15 protein-coding genes are annotated in these 15,559 nt (G+C 60.1%); 11 read left to right on the top strand and 4 right to left on the bottom strand.

What is annotated here, in order from left to right:
* Positions 1–162: 162 nt before the first annotated feature.
* The gene (locus BB934_RS32140) at positions 163–828 is read right to left on the bottom strand and encodes a GntR family transcriptional regulator (protein WP_099513913.1); all 666 of its coding nucleotides are present in this window, start codon (positions 826–828) and stop codon (positions 163–165) included.
* A gap of 160 nt (positions 829–988) precedes the next feature.
* On the opposite strand from BB934_RS32140, the gene hpxZ reads away from it, so the two are divergent.
* The 11 genes from hpxZ (at position 989) to BB934_RS32075 (ending at position 11,149) form a co-directional block, all read left to right on the top strand.
* The gene (gene hpxZ, locus BB934_RS32135; protein WP_099513912.1) at positions 989–1,369 is read left to right on the top strand and encodes an oxalurate catabolism protein HpxZ; all 381 of its coding nucleotides are present in this window, start codon (positions 989–991) and stop codon (positions 1,367–1,369) included.
* Entirely contained in the window at positions 1,362–3,176 is a 1,815-nt protein-coding gene (gene atzF / locus BB934_RS32130) for an allophanate hydrolase (RefSeq protein ID WP_099513911.1), read from the top strand. The genes hpxZ and atzF overlap by 8 nt, the downstream gene beginning before the upstream one ends.
* 217 nt (positions 3,177–3,393) lie before the next feature.
* Complete coding sequence (locus BB934_RS32125; RefSeq protein WP_099513910.1) at positions 3,394–4,074, top strand: cysteine hydrolase family protein; 681 nt, start codon at positions 3,394–3,396, stop codon at positions 4,072–4,074.
* A 47-nt stretch (positions 4,075–4,121) separates the two neighbouring features.
* Positions 4,122–5,717 (top strand): regulator, encoded by a 1,596-nt coding sequence (locus BB934_RS32120; protein WP_099513909.1) that lies wholly within the window; start codon positions 4,122–4,124, stop codon positions 5,715–5,717.
* 5 nt (positions 5,718–5,722) lie between these two features.
* The gene (locus tag BB934_RS32115; protein ID WP_099513908.1) at positions 5,723–5,953 is read left to right on the top strand and encodes a DUF4089 domain-containing protein; all 231 of its coding nucleotides are present in this window, start codon (positions 5,723–5,725) and stop codon (positions 5,951–5,953) included.
* 29 nt (positions 5,954–5,982) lie between these two features.
* Positions 5,983–7,347 (top strand): AtzE family amidohydrolase, encoded by a 1,365-nt coding sequence (locus BB934_RS32110; protein WP_099514301.1) that lies wholly within the window; start codon positions 5,983–5,985, stop codon positions 7,345–7,347.
* An 87-nt stretch (positions 7,348–7,434) separates the two neighbouring features.
* Entirely contained in the window at positions 7,435–7,704 is a 270-nt protein-coding gene (locus tag BB934_RS32105; RefSeq protein ID WP_099513907.1) for a hypothetical protein, read from the top strand.
* A gap of 6 nt (positions 7,705–7,710) precedes the next feature.
* Positions 7,711–8,280 carry a hypothetical protein gene (locus BB934_RS32100; RefSeq protein ID WP_099513906.1) on the top strand — a complete coding sequence of 190 codons (570 nt, stop codon included), beginning with the start codon at positions 7,711–7,713 and terminating at the stop codon, positions 8,278–8,280.
* A 261-nt stretch (positions 8,281–8,541) separates the two neighbouring features.
* On the top strand, positions 8,542–9,084 hold the full coding sequence (locus BB934_RS32095) for a Ros/MucR family transcriptional regulator (protein WP_099514300.1): 543 nt from the start codon (positions 8,542–8,544) through the stop codon (positions 9,082–9,084).
* A gap of 205 nt (positions 9,085–9,289) precedes the next feature.
* On the top strand, positions 9,290–9,970 hold the full coding sequence (locus tag BB934_RS32090; RefSeq protein WP_099513905.1) for a transglutaminase-like cysteine peptidase: 681 nt from the start codon (positions 9,290–9,292) through the stop codon (positions 9,968–9,970).
* 798 nt (positions 9,971–10,768) lie between these two features.
* Positions 10,769–11,149, top strand: a complete 381-nt coding sequence (locus BB934_RS32075; protein ID WP_099513902.1) for a hypothetical protein — start codon at positions 10,769–10,771, stop codon at positions 11,147–11,149.
* A gap of 1,354 nt (positions 11,150–12,503) precedes the next feature.
* Here the strand turns inward: BB934_RS32075 and BB934_RS32070 are convergent.
* From BB934_RS32070 to BB934_RS32060, 3 genes are all read right to left on the bottom strand, one after another.
* Positions 12,504–13,784: a TRAP transporter large permease gene (locus BB934_RS32070; protein ID WP_099513901.1), complete on the bottom strand. Its 1,281-nt coding sequence runs from the start codon at positions 13,782–13,784 to the stop codon at positions 12,504–12,506.
* The gene (locus tag BB934_RS32065) at positions 13,781–14,386 is read right to left on the bottom strand and encodes a TRAP transporter small permease (RefSeq protein ID WP_099513900.1); all 606 of its coding nucleotides are present in this window, start codon (positions 14,384–14,386) and stop codon (positions 13,781–13,783) included. Before BB934_RS32065 ends, BB934_RS32070 begins: the two co-directional genes overlap by 4 nt.
* Positions 14,387–14,501: 115 nt before the next feature.
* Entirely contained in the window at positions 14,502–15,524 is a 1,023-nt protein-coding gene (locus BB934_RS32060; RefSeq protein ID WP_099513899.1) for a TRAP transporter substrate-binding protein, read from the bottom strand.
* Positions 15,525–15,559 lie beyond the last annotated feature (35 nt).

The following is a 15,559-nucleotide window of genomic DNA, read 5'->3' as shown; positions in this document are numbered from 1 at the left end:
ACGTGACCCAGAAGCCAAGCCCGAAGCCAAAACCCAAGTGAAACAAGAAGATAACGCCTTACGCTCGCGCATTTCTCGAAGACGGCGAGTGAACAGCGTTGAGGGATGTGGCATCCATCTCCGGTGTTTCGGGACGGATCACCTTTCATTCCGAGGCAAGCCCTATTCAGACCTAAATCGCGGGACCGTAAGCTCATCAAAAGCGAGTTCCACGAGAGATACATGGTGCAACATCGCAGCGTGAGCCGCGGGCGCATCGGCATGCAGGATTGCTCGCACCACAAAGCCATGCTCGGCGTGGGACTGAGCCAGTCGCCCCGCCTTTTGGAACTGTGCCCGTCGGAACGGAGACAGCCGGCGGCGAAGATTCAGGGCGATCTCGTGGATGATCCCATTATGGGCGCCGGCATAAACGGCGCCGTGGAACGCGACATTCGCCTCGATGTACCTGTCGTCAAGTGAGTTCTGAACCATCTCCCCCATGCTGTGATGAAGCGCATCCAGCCGTCGGCGCTCGATCGGGGTCATGCTGATCGCAGCCAAACGGGCACAAGTCGCTTCGACTTCCGCCATCGCACAGAACATCTCCTCGAGTTTGGCCGGCGTCACCTTGGTGACGGCGGCTCCCTTATGCGGCCTGATGTCGATCAGTCCGGAATTTCCAAGCTGCCGCAGCGCCTCCCTGACGGGTGTGCGCGAAACGCCAAATTGCTCTGCGAGCGACTTCTCGTCCAAGCGGGTCCCTGGAGGTATCCGACCGGAAAGAATCGCATCGGCGATTTCCGTGGCCAGGCGTTCGGCATGGGTTTGTACGTCGAGGTCGATCATTCAATGGTCCAAAGCATCATGAAGCAGCGAACGTCAGGATGCTGCTCAATACGTAAGCATAGGCATCCCTATGTTTGTGCAAAATACCGGGAATTTAGGCACACAGTTCCTCTCATTCATATGCATTATTGCTGCGTTGTATGCAATGCATGAGGATTGCATGGAACTTGATAATCCCGGCGTGAGAACAGAGGTTGAGGCGGCCTTCCGACGCTACGAGGATGCGCTTGTCTCGAACGATGTCGAGACATTGGATGCGCTGTTTCACGACGATTGGCGCACGATCCGCTACGGGCATACCGAGAACCTCTATGGGGCATCGGAGATCCGTTCCTTTAGAAGGAACCGCTCTCCCAATGGACTGGCGCGACACCTCAGTCGCACGATGATCACGACCTATGGGAACGACGTTGCCACGGCATCAACGCTGTTCCATCGGGACTCGGCGCCAGGGAAGGTCGGACGGCAGATGCAGATGTGGGTGAGGTTTCCTGTCGGCTGGCGGATTGTCGCCGCTCATGTGAGCCTGATCGATGGATGACGCCGGGATCCATACGCTGTCCGATTACCGAAGCGCCTTTCACGATGGGCGGACAACTCCCAGTCGACAGATCGAGGAAGTTTATCGACGCATCGCCGCCCACGACGACCCGTCCATGTTCATCACGCTCCGCCCCATGGCCGAGGTCCTCGATGAAGCACGTGACATCGAGCTTCACGGCTCGAAGGAGACGCCGCTCTACGGCATCCCGGTTGCAATAAAGGACAACATAGACGTAGCTGGCACTCCGACGACCGTCGGCTGCCCCGATTTCGCCTGGACGCCGGAGCGGGACGCGACGGTCGTGGCGCGACTTCGCGCGGCAGGCGCCATAATTGTCGGCAAGACGAATATGGACCAGTTCGCAACGGGCCTCGTCGGTGTGCGGTCCCCGTACGGCATCACCAGGAACGCCATTCGCGCCGAACTCGTGCCGGGCGGCTCGAGTTCGGGATCCGCGACCGCGGTTGCCGCAGGGATCGTGCCTCTTGCGCTCGGGACGGACACCGCCGGATCCGGGCGTGTCCCGGCAGCCCTCAACAACATCGTCGGACTCAAACCCACGCCTGGCCTCGTGTCGACGACAGGTGTCTTCCCTGCCTGTCGCACGATAGACTGCGTGTCCGTTTTCGCCCTTACCGTAGATGATGCCTATGCCGCGATCGGCGTCATGGCAGGTTACGATCCGGACGATCCGTACTCGAGAAAGGGCCATGTCGGCATGCTCGGCAGTCTACCGCCCGGACTGATTGTCGGCGTTCCGGATCAGGACAGCAGGTTCTTCGGAGGCGATGCGCTGGCGGAGCAGGCCTTCGATGCGAATGTCGCCAACCTGGCGCGGATGGGGTTCAGCACCAGGGAAATCGATCTGCGCCCGCTTTTTGACGTGGCGGCCTTGCTCTATGACGGACCCTGGATCGTCGAACGTTATCAGGCGATCGATTCCTTCATGGATGCGCATCCGGCCTCGATTTACCCCGTCACGCGGTCAATCATCGCGCAGGCGTCCCGGTTCTCCGCATCGGACGTTTTCAGGGGGATGTACAAGCTTGCCGCATCGCAGCGCGCAGCGGAGCACACCTGGCACGAGATCGATGTCCTCATGGTGCCGACCATCCCTCGACCGCGAACCATCGCCGACCTGGAGCATGATCCGATCACGCCCAATACCGAGTTCGGCACGTACACGAACTTCGTCAACCTGCTCAACCTGTGCGCATTGGCCGTTCCCGGGAAGTTCCGGGACGACGGTTTGCCCTCGGGATGCACACTCATTTCGACAGCCGGACGGGATGCTCTGATCGGGTCGCTTGGCCTGAAGGTCCATGCGGCTTCCGCGGTCCTGCTCGGAGCGACGTCGCGAGCGATGCCAGCTTTTCCCGAACCCGAGGAGACCGCATCGGACGACAAGATCGAACTTGCGGTCGTCGGCGCCCATCTCTCGGGCTTTCCCCTGAACAAGGAGCTCGTGTCGTTAGGTGCTCGTTTCGTTCGGACAGGTCAAACCCGTCCCGAGTATCGGTTCTTTGCACTGCAAGGCGATGGCCCGCGGCGTCCCGGACTTCTTCGTGTTTCGGACGGTGACGGGCATTCCATCGAGGCCGAAGTTTGGGCGCTGAGGCCTGATGCCTTCGGATCCTTCGTCGCGCGGATACCGTCCCCGCTCGCCATCGGCACGATCCGGATGGCCGACGGCAGCGCCCCGAAAGGCTTCATCGTCGAATCGGCGGCGACCGATGGAGCCGAGGACATTTCGAAATACGGTGGCTGGCGCGCTTTCATGCGTCAGGAGACTTTCGGGCGTTGAGGCTTGCTCCTGCCTCGCCGCTCGATAACAGCCTCGATTGAAGCGTACATGCAACGCGCACGGCGCGGCCACCAGGCGATTGGCCACGTCGTGTCACTCCTCGCAACGGATATGAGGGCGGATCGGTTCTGATCCGTCGGATGGCACGGTGACTGCCGGCACGGAGAGGACCAATGAACAGACGATCTCCGGCGCCGATCGATGATGGTGATGCAACATGAAGGCAGGATCATTGAAAGTCGAGGCGCGCCCCGGGCCGGTCCAAGTGGAATTGGATCGTGTTGCCCTCCTCATCATCGATATGCAGCGCGACTTTCTCGAACCAGGTGGCTTCGGGGAAAGCCTGGGGAACGATGTGTCACTTCTTCGAGCTGCCATTGACCCATGCCGTGACATTTTGGCAGCGGCACGCGGCATCGGGATGCCGGTCTTCCACACGCGGGAGGGGCACAGGCCGGACCTTTCGGATGCGCCGGCTTCTAAGTTGGACCGCGGGGATCCGAGCGTGCGCATCGGTGCGCCGGGTCCGATGGGCCGCATCCTGGTCCGCGGCGAGGCCGGACATGAGATCATTGCTGATCTCGCCCCGTTGCAGAATGAACCGGTCATCGACAAGCCGGGGAAGGGTGCGTTCTATCAGACGGATCTGGACCTCATGCTGCGTAACCGCTCGATCTCGACGCTGCTGGTGTGCGGCGTGACGACGGAGGTGTGCGTTCATACGACCGTGCGCGAAGCCAACGATCGTGGCTACCGCTGCGTCGTTCTTGGTGACTGCTGTGCGTCCTATTTTCCGCGCTTCCACGATGTCGGTCTCGCCATGATCGAGGCACAAGGAGGGATTTTCGGTTGGGTCTCGACTTCACGTGACGTCATGAGGGTCATGTCTCCCCAATAGCGACTTCCGACTCCGCGTTCGTTCGCAACCTAGGAAAGGCGACGGCTATGAAGGCAGCAAGCGATCATACTCCTGTCCTTTGGACACCAGGTGACTGGAACGCATTCTTCGGTTTCGGCACGAACATCCTCGTCAATCTCCTGGTCCTCACAGGTTTGCTCCAGTTTGTTCTCAAGATGCCGAGTGATATCGTATTCGGGCGAATTCTGCCTGCACTCGGCCTCATGATGTTTCTGTCCACCTCGTACTATGCGTGGCTCGCCTATTCATTGGCCAAGAGAACGGGGCGGAGTGACGTGTGCGCCCTGCCGTCTGGCATCAGCGTGCCCCACATGTTCGTCGTTACCTTCGTCATCATGCTGCCGATCGCATCCGCGACGGGCGATCCCATCAAGGGGTGGGAGGCCGGACTCGTATGGGTGTTCTTCCAGAGCTTCATTCTCATGCTCGGAGGCTTCATCGCTCCTTTCATCCGCAAGGTAACGCCCCGCGCGGCTCTGCTCGGCACGCTCGCCGGGGTCTCCATTGCGTTCATCTCGATGCGGCCGGCCCTGGAAATCTTCATGACCCCGGCAATCGGCCTCGTCTGCCTCGCGATCATCCTGGTGAGCTGGCTCGGAGGTGTCCGTTATCCACGCGGGATCCCGGCGGGACTGGTCGCCGTCGCGTTCGGGATCGTCATTAGCTGGCTCACCTCCGCCTTCGGCCTCGGCATTGGCGACATGAAGCTTTCGAACGTCGTCTCGGCCTTCGCGAATTTCGGCTTCTCGTTGCCGGTTCCGGCCGTCGACCACGTTTTCTCGGGTTTCCAATACCTTGGCATCATATTGGTCACTGCCATCCCGTTCGGGATTTATGACCTCGTGGAGGCCATGGACAATGTCGAGAGTGCCGAGGCGGCCGGCGATCACTTCCCGACGACCCGCGTCCTTACGGCCGATGGCGTTGTCAGCCTGATCGGATGCCTGCTTGGCAATCCGTTCATCAACGCAGTCTATATCGGACATCCAGGCTGGAAGTCGATGGGCGGCCGGATCGGCTACTCGGCCGCAACGGGCGTGATGGTACTCCTGTTGTGCTGGTTGGGGATCGTTTCGCTTCTCCTGGCGATTATCCCCATTGTCGCGATTTCACCAATCCTGCTGTATATCGGCATGCTGATCGGAGCGCAGGCATTCCAGACCACGCCTGCGACGCATGCCCCCGCCATCGTATTGGCCCTGACGCCACATTTGGCAGCTTGGGCCAAGACCCTCATCGATGGCACGCTCACCGCGGCCGGGACATCCGCCTCACAGGTCGGTCTTGATAAACTTAGCAACGTCGGTGTCCTTTACCACGGACTCGAGGTCCTTGGCGGCGGTGCGATCCTGTCGGGATTGATCCTCGGCGCGATCTGCGTGTTCATCATCGAGCGCCAGTTCGCCCAAGCAGCGGCGTTTGCCCTTGCCGCTGCCGTTCTTACCTACTTCGGTCTCATGCATGGCGAGTCGATCGGCGTTGGCAACGGCTTAGGAGTAACGCCTACGCTCGTGGTGGCATACGGACTCATGGCTCTCTTCCTGTTTGCGCTTGGACGGACAAGCTTCGTCCTCTCGACCGAACGCCCGCCTGCAACGCCCGAACTGGAACCGGCGGAGTAGGCCTCATGCATCTCACGGATGAGGCAGCCATGCCGAAGGATTTCGAACGCCAGGTCGAAATCCTGGCATCCGTGGTCGGGTTGTCGATCACGGATGTCGAGAGACCCGGTGTCGTCCGGTTCTTTCGCTTGGCGACGGCAATGGCGAACAAGGTCTACGGCGTGCCACTTGCGGACGATACCTTCGAAGTCCCGGCGGTCTTCCTGCCCGGGATGAGCGGAAGAGAACAGACGTGACGATCGATCCGTTCACTCCCGCTCATCGAATGGCCGAATTGGTGCGATCGGGTGCCGTCACGTCGCAAAGCATAACGCTCATGTTCCTGGAACGCATTGAGCGATTGAACCCGGATCTCAATGCTTTCACGGATGTCACTGCGGATCGGGCGTTGAGCCAGTCCCGGGAGATCGACCGGGCCGTTGCGGAAGGCAATGTGCCCGGACCTCTCGCCGGAGTGCCGTTTGCGGTCAAGAACCTGTTCGATGTCGAGGGTCTCCCCACGAGGGCTGGCTCGATGATAAATCGCGATCGGCGTCCGGCGCTGCGTGACGCGCTACTGGTCGAGCGACTGGTCCAGGCGGGCGCCGTGCTTCTCGGCGCCCTGAACATGGGCGAGTACGCTTACGACTTCACGGGCGAGAACGCGCACGACGGTGCCTGTCGGAATCCCCATGATCTGTCCCACATGGCCGGAGGCTCATCATCAGGCTCGGGTGCGGCAACTGCCGCGGGCCTTTCCCCGGTCTCCCTCGGTTCGGATACGAATGGGTCGATCAGGGTGCCGAGCTCTCTCTGCGGGATATTCGGCCTTAAGCCGACCTTCGGCCGCCTGCCTCGCACGGGTACCTTTCCTTTCTGCGACAGCCTCGATCATCTGGGCCCTCTGGCGCGGACGTCCCACGATCTGGCACTGACCTATGACGTATTGCAGGGACTTCACGCCACGGAGGCATCGCACGACTGCCCCCGATCACAGCCGACACTGCCAACGCTCGACCAGGGGATCGACGGATTGCGCGTCGTGATAGCCGGCGGTCATTTTGACACTGCCGGAATGGACGAGGCTGCGGGGGCGGTCCGCGTGGTCGCACAGGCTCTCGGCGCGAAGGAAACCGTCGATGTCGATGGCGCGGCGGAAGCCCGCGCCGCCGCCTTCCTGATCACCAACGGGGAAAGCGCGGCATTCCATCTCGATCGACTCAAGACGAGAGCGATGGATTTCGATCCCGAAACACGCGATCGGTTCCTCGCGGGCGCTCTCTTGCCCGCGGCATGGCTTATCCAGGCGCAGCGCGTTCGACGGTGGTTCCACGATAAGATGATGGACTTGTTCCAGGACGTGGATCTCGTGATCGCGCCCGCAACTCCTTGTCCTGCACCGCTCGTCGGTCAGACGACATTGCCCCTGCGCGGTGAAACGGTCGCCCTTCGTCCCAATCTTGGCCTTTTTACCCAGCCGATCTCGTGCGTTGGCCTTCCGGTAGTCACTGTTCCTGTCTGGTCGGGACAGCTCCCGATCGGTGTCCAACTGATCGCAGCCCCATGGCGGGAGGAACTTTGTCTCCGCGTCGCTCGCGCTTTGGAGATGACGGGTGTGGCCATAGCCAATCCGCCGAGGGGCCCGCATTGACGGCCGGACAGGCGACGATGGCTCCAAGTTGGCGCAAAGGCGGCGGGAAGGATATGATCCAGCCGCTCTCGTTCCGCGGGGCGGCAAATGCTTGGCGACGTGATCCTGTTCTACGACCGCAAGGGCAACGCCATGAACCTCGCTGGACAGCGGGTGTTCCACACGGATCGGCTGCCTATAGCGACCCACGCTGCGATATTCTGCGGCAACTACACGATCACCCATGCCCTTCCGGACGGGATCGAGGAGACGCTCTTCTTCGAGGTCATGGAGCCGGATGCAAACTACCGTGTCGTCCGATACGAGCCGCTTCAGACGTTGCTCGAACTGGATACCGCGAAGAGGGGATCATTCTAGCTGGCCGTGGTCCAATGCACGGCGAACCAGTACAACTACGGCTTCAAATGGAAGGGTCGGAAGCACAAGCATCTCTGTTCCGAGCTCGTGGCGGTCGTCTTCAAGGAGATGGGCTTTGACTTGCCCGGCGATCCGCACAAGGTCCTGCCCACCGACATCGACCGGATTTCCCGAAAGGGCGGCGGCTGGAGGGATGTGACCGATGAGGTCAGGGAAGAGCTGGCCTCGCTGAACTGCTACGGGATGTACTATGACTTCGTCGATGCCCCGAAGGGACTCGCAGTGGCCAAGCGGGACCTCCTCGAGCATAGGCTCGTGTTCCATGGTGCCGTTCTGAACGAAGAGAAGAGGAAGACCGCGAAGAAGGTCTTCGGCATGACCGAGTCGCGGGACTACTTCTCGTCAGGTCGGCTATGGACCGAGCTCAAGGACATCCAGAACCATGCAGCCAAGATGGATAGGATCGTCGGCGTGTTCTTCAGGGCTTTTGCCGAGATGATGGTCAGGGACCAGGGCATCTACTACTTCTTCGAGGACCTGGAGCTTCCAGGACGCCTGCCGAAAATGAAGGGATAGGACACCGGGTGCCCGACGCGACCTCACACCATGTTGTTGGTCGGGTATGGTCGATCGCCTCAACGGGCCTAATACAACCCAGCCGACCATTCTTCACGGACGACGAAGTATCTTGCCAAAGTTAAGCAAGCGGCATAGGTGAGGCCGAGATCACGGGCATCTGTTGTGCTGCACGAGGCGTTCCTGCTGATCCTGGTAGAACATCGACTTGTTCTATCCACCTTTCCAATCAGTTCCAGTGCAGCCGAGGACAAGAATATCATGAGCGAGAGCGCAACCTCTCCGAACTACATCGAACTCTGTGCCGACATTGTTTCGGCGTATGTCAGCAACAACTCCGTACAAGCCGCCGACCTGCCGGTGCTGCTCAACTCCGTCTATGCCGCCCTGACGAAGACCGCACAGGGACAGAAAGAAGAGCCAAAAGCTGAGTTGGTACCTGCCGTTTCAGTGCGGAAGTCCGTCACTCCGGATGCCATCATTTGCTTGGAGGACGGTAAGTCGTTCAAATCGCTCAAGCGCCATCTGCGCACGACCTATGACATGACCCCCGAGCGGTACCGCGCCAAGTGGAACCTGCCAGCGGACTACCCGATGGTTGCGCCGAACTACGCCAAGGCACGATCTGAGCTTGCCAAGACGATGGGGCTCGGCCAGCAACGCAAGAAGAGTGCGGCTCGGGTAGAAACTGCTGCAAATGATGTTACTCCTGCCAAGCCGAAGCGCGCTGCCGCCAAGGCCGCTGCGACATCCGAGGAAGTGACTGCACCGGCTAAAGGCCGCCGCACGAAGAAGGCTGCATAGGTCACCCTCCTTACATGGATCGACCATAGCCCCTCAGGTGCTGCCTGCTAAACCCAGTGCTGCCAAGCGCCGGGTTTACATTTGCTATCCCTCTACACTGCCATTCAAAGAGGCGTCGGCGATGTCGCGCCTCATTCATAGATTGCATTAAGACCCTGTTTACCATGATTGCCCATCGTATTGCCTCCGTGACTGGAGCCTTGCCATGGATCATGTTGATCAGGCCCTCTATACCCGACCCAACCTGAGCGGCGGCACCAAGCGAAGTGCTCAGAAGACGGCGCTGATTGGCATTGCGCTTGCGGCACTTGCAGGCTTTGTAAGCTCTGCCTCTGCCGAGAGCATTCTCCCGGCGCGAGCAACTGGCTCATTTCAAGTTGTAGGAGCCGCAGGCCCGACCCAAGCGTGGATCAATTTCTGCCGGAGCCACCCTCATGAATGTCGTGTCGATTTCTCGCAGCCTGCGCGGATTGCGATGAACTCGCAGGTGTGGGCTGCCCTCACACAAGTGAACGAGCGCGTAAACTCATTGATCCTGGCCGTCACAGACCAGGATCATTGGGGCGTTCTCGACCGATGGGACTTCCCTGATGATGGCCTTGGCGACTGCGAGGACATCCAACTTCTGAAACGGAGGCTGCTGGTCCAGGCGGGCCTGCCCCATCGGGCCATGCGGATGGCAGCCGTCGTTGACGAGCAGGGGCAGGGACATGCTGTGCTCATGGTCCTCACTGACCGTGGTGATTTCATTCTCGACAACAAGAGAAACGCCATTCTGCCCTGGCGGCGAACAGGCTATGCTTTCATCAAACGTGAAGGCACGAACAGCAGGGCATGGGTCGCTCTTGGACATCAGCTTGCACCATTCTCGACGGCAAACCGTTAGACGACACCGGAGTTCACGAAGAACTCTCGTGCCACACGCGGGTGCCGCGCGAACACTGTTTCAGTTGGCTCGTGGATGACGAGAACTTCTGAAACCTCGGCGTCATGGACGAACGCACCCTGGTGTTCGACGGGAGGGCTCTGGCAGAAGAGTAGGTTCTGCCGCCGATCTGGCGTGTCTACCGTCACAACCCGCAACGCTTCAGGAGAGATGACGACACCGGTTTCCTTCCAGCACTCCACGCGCGTTAGGCTCCTGCCATGTTTGGCCGGGCATCTGGTAGCCACCGGGGAGAGTAAGCTTACCTTGGCCCTGACCGGGGAGGGCGCGTCAGATCATCAACAGGCCGCTGCGCAAAGGCACCAGGACGACCACTACAGTAGGGGGGTGTTTTCGTAACGGGCCATCACGGTTACCTTCTGCTCCACCACTTACTGCGATGAGCACAGGTGGTGGCATGGCCTCGGGAGCTAACGTCTTCCGTACATTTGCCACAATATCTCGCTGCTTTGCACACAGTGGCTTTGGAATGGGGCGAGGCCATAAGGGCATTTACTGGCACCTCGTGCCGCCAGCGAGAGTGCCTCAATGCAGCAAGCCCTGCTCCCGACTAACGCCCTACCAGCCATGCTTCCTCCCCCGGCCCACACCACGTTGAACCAGTTTCTAGCCTCCTATGAGCTTCAGCGGTTCGGTGGGGGTAACGCACGAACCTGTGAGGCGTGATCCGCGGGACCTTTGGCTCGAGGCCAACCTGTGTAACTGTGGGGCAGTGCCGGACAACCGAACGGGTGGAGCATGCTCCGGGAGCAGGCGCGCAAGCGACTGACCAAGAAGGCCAAGAAAGGGTTTCGGGGCTTCCCGGTGGCCACGGTCGCCTTCTACGGGCCGGATAACCGCCGGGCGAGCAAGCTGACAGTCGGCATCGTGCTGGCTGAGAACCAAGAGGCAGTCGAGCTGAAGCAATGGTTCGCCGAGCAGGGCGATGTGCGCGAGGACGTCCAAGCTGCGGAGGAGGTCTTGGCGTACATGGACAGGTTCGGCGTGCGCTCGGTTGCGATGGTGGACCGGATTATCGGCTGCCCGCACGAAGAAGGAATTGACTACCACGGACCGACCTGTCCGTTGTGCCCCTACTGGGCCGGGCGTGATCGCTGGAGCGGGGAGAGGGTCCACTAACGGCAGGGGCGAACACTATGGCTACTGCACTCGACCGACTGGCGGACAAGCGAACCCGCCAGGAGCTGGGCCATGTAGTCATTGTCCCAGGCGGCCCTTTTCCGTCTGGCGCGCCCACTAGCCTTGGTTGAACGATCGCGCCCAACGAGATTGATCGCGATCTTGCGCAAGACCGCGAGATTGCGGGCGGCACGCTGGTCGCGCACGGCTGTCGTCCTCCCGGAAGGTGACGTCGAGCACCCAGTGCAACGCATTCTCAATAGCCCGGTGCTTGCGGATGGCCCGACTGAGCACAGCTGGATCGTCACGACAGCTCGACAAGAAGGAGCGGATCTCGGTTTCGACCTTGGGAGCGCCTTTGGTACTGCAGCGTCTCGACGGCAAGAACGGTGTGCAGGCTGGGCCATTCGCTTAGGGTCTCAAGATTGGCCGCCTCGTGCTGGCGAATACCCGTCGACGAACCAAGCGGCCATGTGCTTCGTCGAAAGGGTCGCCTCGGTACCGTCGGTTTGAACGGACCATCTCTCGGGCAGGCCAGCTTCAAGACGCTCACCAGCCTACTGCCGCTTGCGGCCTCGGATTTGCCATACCGGAATTCGAGATCTCAGCCGCGCGGCGATTTCGAGAGATTGCGATTGAGACCCGCAGGTTGCGGGGGTGAGACAATTCTCGTCACAGACCAAATTATATGCAATTGGCGCATAAGATTAAGCATTCGCTACTCCGGCCATGCATTGAGTGCAAACGAACCATGCGGACTCACGTCTGGTACCGAGCAACAGCGCAACCCATCTTTGCAGTAAGAACGATAAGAGGAAGCGCCTGAGGTCACGTTCTCACTTCGAATGACGGATCTATGGCCACCATGAACACCCGTATAGACTACTTTCCTAAAGATCAGAAGGCTTCCTATGCAGACTCGCTGCTTGGATCGTTTTGGCTTTCTGCCACCAAGATGTTGAAGGTGATTAACGAAGCCGAGGTGACTCGTCGCACGCTCCGTCGTCAGCGCTACGCTACGCTTCTCGGATAATGGAAGACAATCCTATTGATCTCCGCCCGCGGGCAGCACGCCTTCCATCCTCGAAAGATCCCGGCTTGCCAGCGTCGCCGGCTGGGATGAGCGGGCTACCATACCCGGTTCGCTCCTTGAGAGCACGGGTACCCGTGGCGATCACGTTCCGCGCTAGTTGGCTAGCATCTGTGATGCCGCGATGCTGAGATCTGAGCGGCCGCTAGAAGCGGCACGGCACGGGCCCCCGGGGCACAGCAGTAAATCATCTGATAGCCACCGCAGTTCCCGCTTCCGCAGTGTACGATCTTTCAGAAGATCTCTGCTGCTCCACAAAACCATTCAACCCCCGATCAATTTGGCGGGCCACATGACAAGCTGTGGGAACAGCACCATGAGGAACAGCACGACGAGCTGTGCCAGCAGGAAAGGCCAGACACCCTTCATCAGGTCTTCCATGCTGATCTTCGACACGCCGGCCACGACGTTGAGCACGGTGCCGACCGGCGGCGTGATCAAGCCGATCGAGTTGTTCACGATGAACAGCACGCCGAAATAGACCGGGTCGATGCCAGCCGCCTTGACCACCGGCATCAGGATCGGCGTCAGGATCAGGATCGTCGGCGTCATGTCCATGGCCGTTCCGACAATGACCACGAGCACCATGATGGCAATCAGCAGCATCGTCTGGTTGCCCATGAACGGCTCGAGCAAATCGACCACGGAGGTGGCGATTTCCGATACTGTGATCAGCCACGCCGAGACCAGGGCTGCAGCCACCAGCAGCATGACGACGGCGGTTGTCTGAGCCGAGGTCACGAAGACGGCAAACAGCTCCGAGACCTTGAGTTCGCGGTAGACGAACACCGCCACGATCAGCGAGTAGACTGCCGCCACCACCGCCGCTTCGGTCGGGGTGAAGACACCGAACTTCAGGCCGAAGACGATGATGAAGGGCAGGATCAGAGCCCAGATACCCTCGCGTAGAGCGCGCCCGATTTCGCCTGCCGACTTCTTCGGCGGGCTGACGATGGTTTCCTTGCGCACCTCCCACCACCAGGCGAAGGCCAAGCCGAGACCGAGCAGAATCCCAGGCACCAGGCCGGCCAGGAACAGCTTGGTGATCGACACACCACCCACGACACCGAACACCACAAAACCGATGCTGGGTGGGATCACCGGCCCGATCACGCCGGATGCGGCGATGAGCCCGCCGGAGAGCGACTTGCTGTGGCCGGCTTTGACCATCATGGGCACGAGCAGAGCCGAGAGAGCCGCAGCATCGGCCACGGCCGAGCCGGACAAAGCCGAGAGAATGCAGGCGGCCAGAATGGCCACATAGCCGAGGCCGCCCTTCACGTGGCCCACCAGCGCCAGGGCAACGTCCACGATGCGCTTGGACAGGCCGCCCGTGTTCATGATCTCGCCGGCCAGCATGAAGAACGGCACCGCCAGGAGGGGGAAGCTGTCGGCGCCGTTGATGATGTTCTGCGCCACGATCTGGGCGTCGAACAGGTCCATGTAGTACATCAGGGCGATGCCGCTGAGGAGCAGGGCGTAGGCGATCGGCATTCCGATCGCCATGGTGCCGAGAAGAGAGCCGACGAAGATCGCAATGGTCATGACTGCACCTTCCCGGGTGTGGATGCGGGGGTGGCGAGCGCGCTTTCGCGGCGGTCGCGCTCGGCCAATTCATGCTGGAGCGCCTCAAACTCTCCCTGCTCTTCCGACTCCTTGACCATGACAAGCTCCTCGTCCGAGAGCTTGCCACTGACCGTGCGGTAGAGATCGGCCATCAGGATCAGGCCGGTCGAGACGCCGAAGACGATGCCGACGCCATAGAACCAGCCGGTCGAGAGGCCGGAGGCCGGCGCTGCCACATCCCAGTTGATCATGGTCTGCTCCCAGCTGCCCTGGAGCAGCAGCCAGGTGGCGTAGAGCATGAGGATCTGAGTGACGATCAGGCAGGCGCGCTTGCCCGCATTCGGCAGGCGTCGGACCAGGGCATCGACACCGAGATGGCCATGCTGGCGCAGGGCCACGATGGCGCCCAGGAAGGTCAGCCAGACGAAGAGCCAGCGCGAGACCTCCTCCGAGACCGTAATGCCGGAGTTGAAGGCGTAACGCAGCACCACGTTGCCGAAAACGAGAACGACCATGATCGCCAGGAAAAGGGCAATCAGGATCTTTAGCAGCTTGAAGTAGCCTTCCACGATCATGTGCATCGGCGTTTCCTGTGTCTGGCGTCCTTATTGTTGTTTTTGGAGCGGACGCGTTACATCGATTGAAAGTGTTGCCTCATTCGCTCCGTGTCAGGTTCAATTCCGGAGGATAGGTCACCTATTTTTGCTGCCTGACCTTCTCGATCTCGGCATGAGCCTGAGTGACCAACGCGTCCCCAACGTCTTTCGTGTATTTATCGACGACGGGTTTGACCTTCTCGCGCATCTTCGCGAGCTCGTCGGCCGGGATCTCGTTGAATACCATTCCCTTCGTCTTCAGCTCGGCGAGCGATGCGGGACTTGCTTCGCGACTAACCGCCCGCTCGTAATCGCGAGCCTCTCCGCACGAATCCTGCAGAATCTGTTTTTCATCACCGCTCAGCTGATCCCAGAATTTCTTGCCAACGAGAACGACAACGGCACCGTAAATGTGCTGGGTGGGGCTTAGATACTTCTGAACCTCATTGATCTTGCTTGTCAGAATGGTCGTGTAAGGCCCTTCCTGCCCATCGACCGCCTTGGTCTCCAGTGCCGTGTAAAGTTCCGTAAACGGCATTGGCACGGCATTCGCGCCGAGCGCGTTGATTGTGTCGAGAAACACGGGGTTCTGAATGGTGCGAACTTTCAGCCCTTGAATGTCCTCAAGCTTGGTCACAGGGTGTCTGCTGTTGCTGATGTTGCGGAAGCCGCTCTCCCAATAGCAAAGGCCGGTCAGACCCTTGGCCGGAAGTTTATCAAGCAACTGCTTTCCAACCGCGCCATCCAGAACTGCGTCTGCCTCTTTCTCGGTGGCAAAGAGATATGGAAAGTCAAACAGGGCAAACTCTTTCACGGTGCCGACAACGGCCGAGGTCGATGTCACGGCCATTTCGAGAACTCCGCCCTGAGCCGATGAGATCGACGGGACCTCAGCCCCCAGCTGACCCGCGGGATAGCCTCGCACTGTGATCTTGCCATCGGATTTTTTGGCCACGAGGTCCGCAAACTTGGTCACCCCAAGCCCAAAGGGGTGATCCGCGGCCGTGCCGTAGCTGACCTTGATCGTGCGCTGTTTGATCTCGGCAGCCCCTGCATTGGCAGCGACAAGGGCCACACTCAGGCCGATGAGGCTTGATAAGCCAGTCTTAATCGTCGTCTTCATGGCAAATCCTCCCGGTTGGTTCATCATCGTCGTCC

This window comes from Microvirga ossetica (assembly GCF_002741015.1).
Classification (GTDB): Bacteria; Pseudomonadota; Alphaproteobacteria; order Rhizobiales; family Beijerinckiaceae; genus Microvirga; species Microvirga ossetica.
Note: the sequence above shows the minus strand (reverse complement) of the source record. Positions and strands in the feature narration are given on the sequence as shown.

What these genes read in the sequence shown, in the direction of transcription:
- BB934_RS32060 (WP_099513899.1), bottom strand. Translation starts at nt 15,524, where the DNA reads ATGAAGACGACGATTAAGACTGGCTTATCAAGCCTCATCGGCCTGAGT.
- BB934_RS32140 (WP_099513913.1), bottom strand. Translation starts at nt 828, where the DNA reads ATGATCGACCTCGACGTACAAACCCATGCCGAACGCCTGGCCACGGAA.
- BB934_RS32120 (WP_099513909.1), top strand. Translation starts at nt 4,122, where the DNA reads ATGAAGGCAGCAAGCGATCATACTCCTGTCCTTTGGACACCAGGTGAC.
- hpxZ (WP_099513912.1), top strand. Translation starts at nt 989, where the DNA reads ATGGAACTTGATAATCCCGGCGTGAGAACAGAGGTTGAGGCGGCCTTC.
- BB934_RS32115 (WP_099513908.1), top strand. Translation starts at nt 5,723, where the DNA reads ATGCATCTCACGGATGAGGCAGCCATGCCGAAGGATTTCGAACGCCAG.
- atzF (WP_099513911.1), top strand. Translation starts at nt 1,362, where the DNA reads ATGGATGACGCCGGGATCCATACGCTGTCCGATTACCGAAGCGCCTTT.
- BB934_RS32090 (WP_099513905.1), top strand. Translation starts at nt 9,290, where the DNA reads ATGGATCATGTTGATCAGGCCCTCTATACCCGACCCAACCTGAGCGGC.
- BB934_RS32065 (WP_099513900.1), bottom strand. Translation starts at nt 14,386, where the DNA reads ATGCACATGATCGTGGAAGGCTACTTCAAGCTGCTAAAGATCCTGATT.
- BB934_RS32110 (WP_099514301.1), top strand. Translation starts at nt 5,983, where the DNA reads ATGGCCGAATTGGTGCGATCGGGTGCCGTCACGTCGCAAAGCATAACG.
- BB934_RS32125 (WP_099513910.1), top strand. Translation starts at nt 3,394, where the DNA reads ATGAAGGCAGGATCATTGAAAGTCGAGGCGCGCCCCGGGCCGGTCCAA.
- BB934_RS32095 (WP_099514300.1), top strand. Translation starts at nt 8,542, where the DNA reads ATGAGCGAGAGCGCAACCTCTCCGAACTACATCGAACTCTGTGCCGAC.
- BB934_RS32075 (WP_099513902.1), top strand. Translation starts at nt 10,769, where the DNA reads ATGCTCCGGGAGCAGGCGCGCAAGCGACTGACCAAGAAGGCCAAGAAA.
- BB934_RS32105 (WP_099513907.1), top strand. Translation starts at nt 7,435, where the DNA reads ATGCTTGGCGACGTGATCCTGTTCTACGACCGCAAGGGCAACGCCATG.
- BB934_RS32070 (WP_099513901.1), bottom strand. Translation starts at nt 13,784, where the DNA reads ATGACCATTGCGATCTTCGTCGGCTCTCTTCTCGGCACCATGGCGATC.